Here is a 12,098-nt window from a genome sequence, read left to right on the forward strand (position 1 = left end):
GCCAGTGGGCCACCGCACCCTAGGCGCCGCCCCGCTCCTCCCGCTCGTACGCCTCGCGGGCCTCCAACAGCGTGGCCAGGTTGGCCCGGCTCCACTCGCACACCGCGTCCATCGGCCCGAGCAGCGACCGGCCGAGCGGTGTCAGCGCGTACTCCACCCGCGGCGGGTTCTCGTCGAACTCGGTCCGGCTCACCACGCCGTCCTGCTCCATCGCCCGTAGCGACTCGGCGAGCACCTTCGCCGTGATGCCGACCAGCGGCACCCTGAGCTCGGAGAACCGGCGCGAGCCGCCCTCCAGGCAGCGCATCAGCTTCCAGGTCCACTTCTTGCCGCCCAGCACCGGCAGTGTCACGACCGGGCAGGCCGGGTCGAAGAAGTCCGCGGGCAGCGGTGCGGCCGCCTCCGAGGGCCCGGTCGCCGAAGGCCCGGCCGTCGGGGGCCCGGCTGTCGGGGGCCCGGTCGTGGGGGGCCCGGTCGTGGGGGGCCCGGCCGTCGGGGCTCCGGGTGGCAGGGAGACGAGCGCGGTCTTCGTCATGCCCCGACGGTAGCCGACGCACCGTCCGCCCAGGCCCCCGCCGGTACCGTTGAAGTAACCGGCACCCCCCGGTCTACCGTCACGGCAACGGCGGGGCGAAAGCGCCCCCGACGAGCGGACGGAGGACCGATGGGCAGCACCGGCAATCAGGTCGAGCGGGACGTGGTCGTCTTCGGCGCGGGCGGCCAGGTCGGCCGTGCCGTGGTCGCCGAGGCGAGGCGGCGCGGGCTGGCGGTCACCGCCGCGGTCCGCGACCCCGAGCGCCACCGGGACCTCGGCGGCGCGGGCGTCGCGGTCGTACGCTGCGACGTCACCGACGGAGCCGCCGTCGCCGCCACCGCCCGCGGCCACGCGGCTGCCGTCAGCACCGTCTACACGCCCGACGTCCCGTCCACGCAGTTCTACTCCGCCGCCACCGCCGCCCTGGTGGCCGGCCTCGACGCGGCCGGGGTCCGCCGACTGGTCCACGTGGGCGTCGCCACCACGCTGGAGACCGCGCCCGGCGTCGCCGTCCACGACGACCCCGCGTTCCCCGAGGCGTACCGCGCCTTCTCCCGCGGCCACGCCCGCGCGCTCGACCTGCTCCGTGAGGCCGGCGGCGCTCTCGACTGGGTGGTGGTCACCCCGCCCCTCGACCTCGACCGGACCGCCCCCGGCACCGGCCGCTACCGGACGGGCGGCCCCCAGGTGCTCGGCGACCGCATCGCCCAGGCCGATCTCGCCCTGGCGGTGGTCGACCAGCTCACCGCGCCGACCCGCCACCGGGAGCAGATCGCCGTCGCCGAGTAGCGGGGACGGGGGCGCGGAGCGCGGGGTGGCGGACGGGTGGTGGGCGCGCGGGCGCGGGCACCGAAAATCCGTGGTCGGGGGCCGGGGGCGCGGGCGATGCTGACCCGAAGGATCATCCGCGGCGCGGGCCGCGCGCCCGCCCGCCACCGACCGGGAAGCCCGAGGGACACCACTGTGATCAACGACGCCGCGCTCGTCGAGAAACCCACCCTGCACGGCCCGTTGGTCACGCTCGTCCCGCTGAGCGCCCGCCACGGCGAGGCCGTGTGGCAGGCGGTCCACGACGAGGAGACCAACCGGCTCACCGGCAACCGCCGGGCCTTCACCCGCGAGGAGATCCAGAAGTGGTGCGCCACCCGGCCCGACCAGCCGGACCGGCTCGACCTCGCGATCGAGGACCCGGCCACCGGCCGCTTCCTCGGGGAACTCGCCCTGAACGACCTCGACCGCGACAACGCCTCCGCGGGCTTCCGGATCGCCCTGACCCCCGACAGCACCGGCCGCGGCATCGGCACCGCCGCGACCCGTCTCCTCCTCCGGCACGCCTTCGAGGTGGTCCGCCTCCACCGCGTCTCGCTGGAGGTCTACGACTACAACCCGCGCGCCGCCCACGTCTACGAGAAGGCCGGCTTCACCCTCGAAGGCCGCGCCCGCCAGGCCCACCGGTGGGACGGCCGCTTCCACGACGTCCTCCACATGGCCGCCCTGCGCGACGAATGGCTCGCCGCGCACGTCACGCCTCACTGATACGGCGGCGCCTGCTGCGGCGGGGGCTGCGCCCCCGGGTAGGGGTACGCGGGTGGCGGCGGGTACGCGGCGGCGGCAGCCGCCCGCCGCCGCGACCGCACCAGCAGCCCCACGACCACCCCGGCGACCACCAGCACCCCGAGGCCCCCGGCCCCGAGCAGCGTGTAAGTGATCCCCGGATTGCCCTCGGCCCCGGCCACCGGCACATCCACCGGCGGCACCGCGGACGCGTCATCGGTGGGATCCCCGGACGCCGGCGCCCCCTGCGACTCCCCCCGCCCGAGCAGCGGATTCTCCTTGGGCCCACCATCCACACCAGGATTGGGCTCCAGGGCCTTGGCAGGGTCGACAACCCCGTAGCCGTAGTGCGCATTGGGCACCGCCGAGCCATCCGCCGGCGGAGAAGCGCTCTTGATCATCCGATTGATGACCTGCCCGGCGGACAGATTGGGGTACTTCGAGCGCACCAACGCAATCACAGCGGATGTATACGCAGCAGCATCAGACGTGCCGTTGCCTACGGTGTAGCCGGAGGTCGACTTCGCCGAGGCGTGGTAGATCCCTACGCCCGGCGCGGAGATCGTGGTCTCAGGCCCAAATGTGGACTTCTCCCAAACCTGTCCCCGCTCGTCGACTGCGGCAACGGCCACGACCCCGGGATACGCCGCGGGGTACTCAACTGGAGCGGCCTTGTCTCCACTGTTTCCCGCGGACGCCACAAGTACAATTTCCTTGGAAATTGCATACTTGATCGCTTCGCGCGTCTGGGGATCGCTCCCCGAGTAGCCCCCGAGGGACATATTGATGACCTTCGCGCCGTGATCCGCTGCGAATCTGATCGCTTGCGCTAGGTCTGACTGTTGAGCCTCTGGAAGCCCTTCAGTGCTTCTGATCTTGATGGGGAGAATCTTCGCCTTGGGTGCGAGACCGACGATCCCCGCTTGTGAGCCGTGCCCGGTCCCAGCGATCAGACTCGCCATCGCCGTACCGTGGCCGTCTGTGTCCAGACGTCCATCCGACTTCCCCCCGGTCAGGTCAGCACCGGCCAGCACTTGGCCAAGGAGATCCTGGTGATCCTGGTTGACACCGCTGTCGAGAACAGCCACGACAACGCCTTCTCCCTGGCTGACCGGCCAGACTTTCGATTCGGCGCTGAATGTCCTCAGTGGCCATTGCGAACTTCTGATCTGATCAGCTGCCGCCGGCGAGGAAGCCACACCCCACACCAAGGCCCCCGCAGCGATCACGGCCGCTCCGCGCCCCATTCGGCTGCTCGTCAAGCCTTGTCACCTCACTCAGCGAAGCGTCCCGCAGGCAACCGGCCTGCGGGACGAGCGTTCATTGGCCTGTCCAAGGACAGACTTCATTCCACCACATTCGGGTTCACGGGCTTATCCGGCGCCCACGTCTCCTCATCCTCGACGAGGTAGTCTGGGCGCTTACTGCCCTTCTCCTTGTCCTGCCTCCGTCGCTGGGCATCGCCCACCGGCATACCTGGTCCCACGGGGCTTGTAGCACCGACGCTGGATTCGCCTCTGCCCCTGCCTCGAGCTCCGATTCCTGAGCCCCCCTCAGTGAAGGCCTGCTTGGCAGGCGCTCCCCCGGACCGGCTGCCCTCTCCGACTGCGCCCGCTGACCACCCGGACTGGCGGCCACCAGTGGGACGCGAACCTCCGGCGGCCCGACCACCGGCGCCGAAGCCTCCTTCCATGACCTCGCCGGCACCAAATGCTTTGGTCCCACGAGCTGCAGCCTGAGCAGGACCATTCGCGCGATTCAACGGATCGCCACCCTGCCCGACGGACCTTCCGGAATTCACCGCACCCGAATTCGGCTCGGCGACCTTCGCCCGGGACACGGCCGGATAGCCACCGCTGTTGGGCCCGCTCGTGTGACCGCTCGGCATCCCATGGTTGGGGCCAGTGCCAGCGGCCACAGAAGGCGTGGTGGTGGTGTTCGGCGGATTCGAGACGGTCGCAGCGTCGATTCCTGTCCCTGGACCGAAGTTCGCTGCCGACGGCAACCTTCGCGGCACCTGTGCAGAGCCTCCCTTGATCCCCGAATCCACCGGGGCTGCCGGTACCGCTGCCTTTTGGTTGGTGGCAGGTTGTCCGGCGGCTTTCTGGGGACGAGGGGCGGGAACGCTCCTGGCTGGAGGCGTTGCTACAACGCCTGAATAGCTGGCACCAGCCATCACGGCACTCGCCGCGGCCGCAGACGGGTCGTCGCCCGAGGAGACCTCCTGGTAGCCGTCTCCCCGCTGCTTGTTCAGCGGCGGCGGTGGGGGTGGGGGTGGTGGGGGCTTCAGGATGGGGGCGGCTACGCGGTAGTGCATGGCGAGGGTCTGCATGACGGCTGCGGCTTCGACCTTCTTCTGCTGCGCGATCGCCGTCCTGGTGTCCTCGTCGTCGCCGCCGAAGAGAGCGGAGACGGTGTCGCCGACGCCGTCGGTGAACTGGTCCCAGCCGCTGGGCTCTTCGGGCATGTCGCGCTTGGCCTTGGCGATGGCCTCGGAGAGGGACTTGAGGGTGTTCGCCGCGTCGTTGGCGTAGGAGGCCGCGTTGTTGATGGTGTTGGCGAGGTGGAGCATGCGGCTGTGGAAGGCGTCGCTGGTGGCGCCCTCCCAGGTGAGCGCCGTCTCGGTGCTGGTGCGGGTGAGGGTGGCCCGGATCGCCTTGAGGGTGTCGGAGGCGCGGCGCCAGGGGTCGCTGGCGGCCATCACCTCGCCGGGGTTGAGGGCCTGGGCCATCTTCCGGAGTTCGGCGTGGCTGTAGTTGTTGAACTTGGTGTAGTCCATCGCGTTCATCGGCGACCGCCTCCGTTCTCTCCGGGGTTCGGGCGTTCGGTGCTCACCGCTCGGACTTCCCGCCGTGGTGCCGGGCCGGGGCCACGGTCCGGGCGTAGGCGGCCGTGCTGGTGGCCGACGGGGTCGCGACCGACCAGCCGTCGTCGCCGAGCTTGAGCTTGCCCGAGGTGCGGTGCTCCTGCTCCTCGTAGTTGGTGGCGGTGAGTTCGGCCCTCTTCTGGGCGTCGTCGACGGCTTCCTGGAGCTGGTTGAGCACGTCGCGCAGGCCGTCCCGCATGGCCTGGTAGCGGTTGTGCAGCTCGGTGGCCTCGGCGAAGGTGCCGAAGGCGCTCTTGCCGACGGCGCTCTGGCCGTGGGTCGTGGTGCCGTCGGCGTGGCGCTGGAACTCGGCCAGCAGCAGCCGCACCTGGGCCGCGAAGGCCCTCAGCTGTTCGACCTCGACGCGGTAGCCGTTGCCGCCCCCGCCGGTCGATCCGGTTCCCGTCGCCATGTCGGCGCCTCCCCCGTGCGTCCGTCCGTAGCCCACTGTCCCGTACTGCTGCCGGAGAGACATGTCTAACACATGGCCCGCCCCGGCAGAACGGGGCTCCGGACGTTCCGCGAGCCGCCTGGCGAACCGTCAGTTCGCGGACGTCCCCTGCTGCAGCTCGGCGAGGGTCCGGCGGCAGAGCGAGTCGGCGTGGCGGGTGGTTTCGGGCAGCCGGTACCGGCGGGCGAGGGCGAGGGTGGTCTCGACGGCCTCGGTCAGACCGATGCGGTGGCCGACCGAGACGAACACCGGCTTGACGCCGGCCCGGGTGCGGACGGCGCGCCCGACCTCCTCGCCGGTGGCCGGGTCGGTGAGCGGGCTCCAGGAGCCGCGCGGCGCGTCCGGCTCGTGGTGGTCGAAGGTGAACGGGGTCTTGGCGACGCCGATGGTCCGCAGCCCGGTCAGTACGCCGAGGTGGCTGGCCAGGCCGAGACGGCGCGGGTGGGCGAGGCCGTAGCCGTCGCACACGACCGTGCCGGGGGTGCGGGCGAGCCGGCCGAGGGCACCGAGCACGGCGGGGAGTTCACGGAAGGCGAGAAGGCCGGGGACGTAGGGGAAGGCGACCCGGTCGACGGCGGTGGTCTGCTCGACGACGGCCAGCGTGTCGAGGTCGAGCACCACGGCCGCCGCGACGACGAGGTCGCGCCCCTCGTCGTAGGCGACGTCGACGCCGGCGATCAGGCGGTCGTCCGGCCGCGCCGCGGCACCGGTGGCCTCCTGGGGGCCGGACGTCGGTCCGGCACCGGTCGCCGCGCCCGGGTCGGGCGACGGCACCGGGTCGGGCGACGGCGCCGGGCCGTGGGGGTGGACGAGCGGGCGCAGCCGCTCCTGCTCGGCGATCGCCTCGGCCTCGGTGGTGGGCCAATCGGCGGCGGACCATGCGAATGCGGGCACGGTGTCTCCCCCTGGGTGCCTGGACGGTGTGGGACGGTGCGGGACGCGGACCGGACCGGTCCCGCTTCACCGTACCGACCGGGGCGGACGACCCCGCGGTGAGCCCGTGCGCCCCCCGTGCCCCGGGTTCGGCGAGTTAGGCTGCACTTACCGGGCTCGCCCACCGGGTAGGACATCCAGTGCGGCACCAGTTGCCCACGGCACCACCCGCCCGTTCCCCCGACGCGCGAAGGACCGACGCCATGCCGCGCCCGACCACCGCCCAGATCTGCTTAGGTACCTTCACCGTCGTCGCCTCCACCGTGGCGCTGCTGGCCGTCTCGGGCGCCGCGGGCGTCCTGGAGGTCGCGGTACTGGTGGGCTTCGCGCTCGCGCTCGGGACGCTGGTGACGCTGGTGCCCCGGTCCACCGCCGCACGGCGGGGCGCGTCCCGGCCGGCACCCTCGCCCTCGCCCTCACCCACACCCGACTCTGCCCCCGCCCCCGCCGGGCACGGGTACGCCCGGCAGCGCTGAGGCGCCACCGGGCGCCCGCCCGGGGATGAGGCCCGCTCAGGCCGTCGAGACCACCACGGTCTTGGCGGCCTTGTCGTGGACGCACTGGCGGTACGGCTTGTCGAAGACGCCGAACAGGCCGTCGATCACCCACCAGAGGGCGGCGCAGCAGAGGACCGCCGGGAGGATGAAGACGGCCGCGCGGGTCCAGGCGGCGGCGGGCGTCGGCACGTTGCCGTCGACCAGCATGGCCACCCGGATCTTCATCGCCTTCATGCCGAGGGTCTGGCCGTCCCGGCTGAACATCACGCCCTGGTAGACGAGGTACAGGCCGCAGGCGACCCAAAAGGCGCCGGCGGAACCGGAGCGGTCGCTGAGACTGGCGAAGGGCAGCACCACGATCAGGCCCACGATCTGCACCAGCAGGTAGTCGATCACCGTGGCGAGGATCCGGTTCGGCCAGCTGCCGAGCGGCGGCATCCCGGGGACCGGGCCGGCACCGGGCGTGCCGTAGCCGGTGGGGCCCTGGCCGGGCGGCGGCTGGTCGTACGGCGACTGCCCGTAGGGGCTCTGGCCGTACGGCGAACCCCCGGGCGCGCCGCCGTAGTTGCCGCCGTACGCGCCGGGTCGGTCGTACGGGCTGCCGGACGGCGGCGGGGTCGGGCCGGGTGGCGGGGTGGGGCCGGGCGGCGGAGTTCCGTTCGGCTCGGACGGCGCACCTTCCGGCGTGCCGCCACTCGGCTGCGGGGGCTGCTTGTCGAAGGAGGGCTGACCGCCCCCCTCCGGCTCGGAACCTGAGGGATTGTAGGTGCTCATGCCCCGAGTAGAACATCACACATTCACCGAAGTTCGGACATTCTGTCCGTTTTGCCCCTCGACGTGGCCGAGGGGCGGCAGCCGCGGCCCGGGCCGGCATCAGCCCCGGACGACGCGGGTGCCGGCGGCCCGGTCGTGCCAGCCACGGCGGGCTGGGCGGTCGAACACGGGCCAGACCAGGCCGAGCAGCAGCACCGCCGAGACGTTCCTGACCAGCCATCGGACGAGGGAGCGGCCCAGCGGCAGCCGGTCCCCGGTCGCGGCGGAGCCCGCGGCGACCACCTTGATCCGGGCCAGCCGCTTGCCGAAGGTCTGGCCCGTGCGCGCGGTCGGCAGGACCTCGTAGAGCAGGCCCACGAAGGCCAGGATGCCGAGCAGGACGGCGATCTTGCCCACCACCACGCCGTCCACCAGCCAGACGTCGACCTGGCGGCGGGTGAGCGAGCTGGCCATCCGGGCCTGGTCGAGCTTCTGCTGGACGTGGGTCAGCGCGGAGCTGCCGAGCGGGACGGCGGCGGCGGTGGCGACGACGGCGAGCACGATGGTGTCCACCAGCCGGGCGGCCAGTCGGCGCCCAAGTCCGGCCGGGACGGGCGCGGCAGTCCGGCGGCGCGCAGCGGTCCGGGTCGCGGCCCCGGAGCGGTGGGCGGCCCCGGAGCGGTGGGCGGACCCGGAGCGGTGGGCGGACCCGGCGGCCTCGGGGCGAGGGACGACCCCGAGGCGGTCGGCCATCGTGGCGGCGGGGTGGGTCAGAGCGGGGGCCGACTCGGACGCGGCGGCGACCGGAACGGAGGCCTCCCGGGACGTCGCCGGTACGGGCACGGGCGCCGGTACGGAGCCGGACGCGGGCCCGGGCGCAGCCGAGGGCGTGGTGATCCGGACGGGCGCGGTACCGGCGGCGGCGGCGAGCGTCCGGGCTCCGGGCTCGGGATCGGGCTCGGGCTCGGGAACGCGGGCGGCTGCTGCAGCCGGCTCCGGCTCGCGCGCCGGCGCCGACGGCTGCGCCGGCATCGCCCCGGCGGCCCTCAGAGCCACCACGGGCGGCTCGCCTCCGATGGCCTCCGCCCGGCCCGGCGCCCCGCGGTCCGCTTCGGCGCGGGCCGCCTCGGCCGGCGCGTCCGCACCCGGAGCCGCACCCGGACCAGCGTCCCCGGCCCCATCCGGCGACGGCTGCGTCGTCGGCAGCACGCCCCAGGAGACCCAGCGCTGCGATCCGCCCGTCTCCATCAATCCGCGCTGCGCGCGAGGGTCCGCCTGCCACCCGGACGGTTCCGCCGCAGGCCCGGCCCCGGCCTCGGCCAAAGAGCCGACCCCGCGCGCCACCGAGTGCGGTTCCTCGGCCGAAGCCGGAGCCGGGCCCGAGTCCGAGCCGGACAGTTCGCGCCCGGCCGCGCCCGCCCCCTCGATCGCGGCCCCCCGGAAGACCGTTCCGGCGGCCAGCTGCGGACCGACGGTGAACGAGGCTCCGCCCGCCGTCTGGTCCAGGTACACCGGCCCTGTGTCGCCGGTCGGCGCCCCGGGCGCACGTTCCGGAACCCGCTCCGGACCGGAGTCCGGCACGACCTCCGCCTCCGGCACCACCGGCGGCGGCACGAACCGCGCGCCGACGCCCACACCCGGGCCGCCCCCTGCACCGGAGGCCGCCCCGGCCCCCGCACGTCCGGCCCCTCCGGCGCCCCCGCCGCGCCCGGCCGCTCCGCCGCGGCGGGCCACGAACCGGGGCGGCTCCAGCACCTCGCCCTCCGCCGGGGCGGGCCGGCTGGTACCGGGCACCCACGCCGAACCGCCCCAGTAGCGGACGAAGCCGGGGATCGAGGGGTCCGGGTAGTAACCCGGGGCGGGGCCGACGGCCGTGTCGGCGCCACCGGTGAGGGGCCGGTCCGTCATACGGGCCTTCTTTCCTGGCAGGGGGCCGAGACGGCACGCCCGGCAGGCGGTACGCGCGGCGGTGCCTCGGGGCCGGGGTGGCGGGGCCGGGGTGGCGGTGGCTTCGCCTCCGGCGCGCGCGAAGGTACCGCCGAACGGGCGGACAGTCGCCGGGCAGTCACAAAGGGTAGTACCTCGGAAGCCCGAAGGTTGGAAGTTGGCCATTCGCCGGACAGTCCGGGCCTGCCCGGGGTAAAGGAGGGGGCGCGCGGACTAACGTCCTGCGCCCCCTACCCCGAGCCGTGCCCCCTATCCCACGGGCCGCGCCCCCCAACTCCGGGCTGCGCCCCTCCCGCGCCCCGGCTCCGGCGGACGTTCCGAAGAAATCTCGGAAACGTGTGTAAGAACGCTCGTCGACCGGCCTCTTCAAGGTCACAGGGCCCGGAACCGGGCACGAACCGCAGGCGAGAGGAACCCGATCATGGAGCGCGCGACGGGCGTGGTCGAGCAGGAGCTGGAACTCAACCTGGTGCTCTCCCCCGAGCACAGCGTCCCCGTCCCGGCGCGGCTGTCCTACGGCAGCCACGACCCGTACGCGGTGCACATCACCTTCCACCTCGACAGTGGCTCGCCGGTGACCTGGGTCTTCGCCCGCGAGCTGCTGGTGGAGGGCACGTTCCGGCCCTGCGGGCAGGGGGACGTACGGATCTGGCCGACGCGGTCGGGCCGGCGCAGCGTGCTGTGTCTGGCGCTGAGCTCGCCGGCCGGGGACGCGCTGCTGGAGGCGCCGCTGCCGGCGGTGGCCGCCTGGCTGGAGCGGGCGCACCGGCTGGTGCCGCCGGGCAGCGAGATGGCCGCTCTGGACATGGACGGCTCGCTCGCCGAACTGCTCGCGTGAGCGCGCGTGTCGACCGGCGGCCCGGCACCGGGACGCCCGTCCGTACGGGCATACCCGTCCGCACGGACAGATCCGTCAGCACCCGCAGATCCGGCAGCGCCGGCAGGCCCGTCCGCAGCGGCAGGCCCGCGCGCACGCCCCCGGCCGTCGCCGGCCGGCCACGACTCAGCGGGCCGCGGGGGCCTGCTGACGGTCGTGTGCGGTGCCCGGGCGTCCGCCGTTCCGCGGCCCCGGCACGGGGACCAGCGGAGCGCCGGCCGCCCGGCGGCGCGCCCTCGTCCGCGTCGCGGCCGCCAGCAGGAAGCCGATCCCGACCAGGGGGTAGACCGCGGCCGGGGCCTGGCTGACCGGCGGCAGGTGCAGATCGAGGTCCCCGTGGTGCGGCACGACCCACATCGCGAACGAGAAGAAGGCGACCAGCGTGGCCCCGAAGGCGGCCCGCCAGCGCACCTTGCGCACGGCGGCCGGGCGGCCGTGCTCGATCGCGGCCTCGCAGGCGAGCAGGGCGAGCACCGGCACGCACCAGACCCAGTGGTGGGTCCAGCTGATCGGCGAGATCAGCACCGCGGTGACGGCGGCGCAGCAGACGCCCCACGCCTCCGCGCGCGGCAGCCAGCGCGAGCTAGCGGACGCCCAGGCGGCGATCGCGAGCCCCGCCAGCGCGACCAGTCCCGAGCCCACGGTGGCCAGGGTGCCGGGGTCGGCGGTGTGCAGCAGGCGGGCGAAGGCGCCGCGGACCGACTGGTTGTCGACGATCTCGGTCTTGCCGACCCGGGACGAGTCGTAGAGGTACTTGGTCCAGAAGCCCCAGGTGGCGTCCGGCAGGACGAGCGCGCCGAGCAGGAAGGTACCGAGGAAGGTGAAGCCGGCGACGAAGGCGGCCCGGATCCGGCCGGTGAGCAGCAGGTAGACGGCGAAGAGCCCGGGGGTCAGCTTGATCCCGGCGGCGATGCCGATCGCGACGCCCTTGCTGCGGCGGGAGTCCGGGCGGGTGAGGTCCCAGAGGATCAGGCAGGCGAGCGCGAGGTTGATCTGGCCGTAGCGCAGCGTGGTGAAGACGGGTTCGAGCCAGACGCCGCCGCCGGTCACCAGGATCACGCCCAGCGGGCGCAGCTCGCGGCGCGGCCAGCCGACCAGCTTGAACGACAGGTGGGTCAGCAGCGCGAGCAGTCCGAGGTTGCCGAGCGTGATCGCGACCCGGAGGAAGGGGATCGGGAACCAGGTCGTCGGCACGAACAGCATCGCGGCGAACGGGGGGTAGGTGGCGGGCAGGTTCCACTCGGTGACCCGGAGCCCGTAGAGGTCTCCGCCGTCGGCCACCGCGGCGCCCTCGGCCCGGTAGACGACCATGTCCACCATCGAGGTGTGGACGAAGTGGCGGACCACCGCGTAGACCACGAGGGACAGCAGCGCCACGGCCGAGACGGCCAGCAGCGGACGGCGCGGGGCCTCCCGCAGGGCCCGGACGGGTGCGCCGAGGGCGTCCTTGACGCGGTCCGGCAGAGGGGCGGGCGCCGGATGTGGTGCGGTCAGCACCGGGCTGCGCTCGTCTTGCACCGCTGTCACTGTTCGCTCCGTCCACCGTTCGGCCAACCAGCGACGATACCGGATGACCGGCGGGCCGACCCGGCGAGGAAGGTGACGGAGAGTGACCGAGCGGGCGCCAGGAACGGAGGGTGAGCCTCCGGCCGGCCGTGCTCCGTTGCGGGCGGAGCACGGCCGGC

Annotated in this window: 12 protein-coding genes; 4 read left to right on the top strand and 8 right to left on the bottom strand. The window is 73.7% G+C overall.

Features of this window, described 5'->3' with window-relative positions; translation table 11 throughout:
• Positions 1-19 precede the first annotated feature (19 nt).
• A complete protein-coding gene (locus MCM47_RS18665) occupies positions 20-535 on the bottom strand; it encodes a helix-turn-helix domain-containing protein (protein ID WP_308222362.1) in 516 nt (171 codons plus the stop codon).
• Positions 536-664: 129 nt separating this feature from the next.
• Between MCM47_RS18665 and MCM47_RS18670 the strand changes: the two genes are divergently transcribed.
• Both MCM47_RS18670 and MCM47_RS18675 read left to right on the top strand, forming a co-directional pair.
• Positions 665-1,324: an NAD(P)-dependent oxidoreductase gene (locus tag MCM47_RS18670; protein ID WP_238862786.1), complete on the top strand. Its 660-nt coding sequence runs from the start codon at positions 665-667 to the stop codon at positions 1,322-1,324.
• Between the two features lie 174 nt (positions 1,325-1,498).
• Positions 1,499-2,071 carry a GNAT family N-acetyltransferase gene (locus tag MCM47_RS18675; RefSeq protein ID WP_238862787.1) on the top strand — a complete coding sequence of 191 codons (573 nt, stop codon included), beginning with the start codon at positions 1,499-1,501 and terminating at the stop codon, positions 2,069-2,071.
• Here MCM47_RS18675 and mycP read toward each other — a convergent pair.
• The 4 genes from mycP to MCM47_RS18695 all read right to left on the bottom strand — a co-directional run bounded on the left by mycP (position 2,065) and on the right by MCM47_RS18695 (position 6,300).
• Complete coding sequence (gene mycP / locus MCM47_RS18680) at positions 2,065-3,336, bottom strand: type VII secretion-associated serine protease mycosin (protein WP_255752541.1); 1,272 nt, start codon at positions 3,334-3,336, stop codon at positions 2,065-2,067. The genes MCM47_RS18675 and mycP overlap by 7 nt on opposite strands.
• 98 nt (positions 3,337-3,434) lie before the next feature.
• Positions 3,435-4,877, bottom strand: coding sequence for a WXG100 family type VII secretion target (locus MCM47_RS18685; RefSeq protein WP_238862789.1), 1,443 nt, complete (start codon positions 4,875-4,877; stop codon positions 3,435-3,437).
• Positions 4,878-4,920: 43 nt separating this feature from the next.
• Entirely contained in the window at positions 4,921-5,367 is a 447-nt protein-coding gene (locus MCM47_RS18690) for a hypothetical protein (RefSeq protein ID WP_238862790.1), read from the bottom strand.
• Between the two features lie 129 nt (positions 5,368-5,496).
• Positions 5,497-6,300, bottom strand: coding sequence for an endonuclease V (locus tag MCM47_RS18695; RefSeq protein ID WP_238862791.1), 804 nt, complete (start codon positions 6,298-6,300; stop codon positions 5,497-5,499).
• A gap of 302 nt (positions 6,301-6,602) precedes the next feature.
• Between MCM47_RS18695 and MCM47_RS18700 the strand changes: the two genes are divergently transcribed.
• A complete protein-coding gene (locus MCM47_RS18700; protein WP_238862792.1) occupies positions 6,603-6,815 on the top strand; it encodes a hypothetical protein in 213 nt (70 codons plus the stop codon).
• A 36-nt stretch (positions 6,816-6,851) separates the two neighbouring features.
• Here the strand turns inward: MCM47_RS18700 and MCM47_RS18705 are convergent, their stop codons facing one another.
• Positions 6,852-7,610: an RDD family protein gene (locus MCM47_RS18705; protein WP_238862793.1), complete on the bottom strand. Its 759-nt coding sequence runs from the start codon at positions 7,608-7,610 to the stop codon at positions 6,852-6,854.
• 99 nt (positions 7,611-7,709) lie between these two features.
• Positions 7,710-9,497 (bottom strand): RDD family protein, encoded by a 1,788-nt coding sequence (locus MCM47_RS18710; RefSeq protein ID WP_238862794.1) that lies wholly within the window; start codon positions 9,495-9,497, stop codon positions 7,710-7,712.
• 460 nt (positions 9,498-9,957) lie between these two features.
• Here MCM47_RS18710 and MCM47_RS18715 point away from each other — a divergent pair, with 460 nt between their 5' ends.
• Complete coding sequence (locus MCM47_RS18715; protein WP_238862795.1) at positions 9,958-10,374, top strand: SsgA family sporulation/cell division regulator; 417 nt, start codon at positions 9,958-9,960, stop codon at positions 10,372-10,374.
• A gap of 165 nt (positions 10,375-10,539) precedes the next feature.
• Here the strand turns inward: MCM47_RS18715 and MCM47_RS18720 are convergent, their stop codons facing one another.
• The gene (locus MCM47_RS18720) at positions 10,540-11,940 is read right to left on the bottom strand and encodes a glycosyltransferase 87 family protein (protein ID WP_238862796.1); all 1,401 of its coding nucleotides are present in this window, start codon (positions 11,938-11,940) and stop codon (positions 10,540-10,542) included.
• Positions 11,941-12,098 lie beyond the last annotated feature (158 nt).

This window comes from Kitasatospora sp. A2-31 (assembly GCF_022288725.1).
GTDB lineage: Bacteria > Actinomycetota > Actinomycetes > Streptomycetales > Streptomycetaceae > Kitasatospora.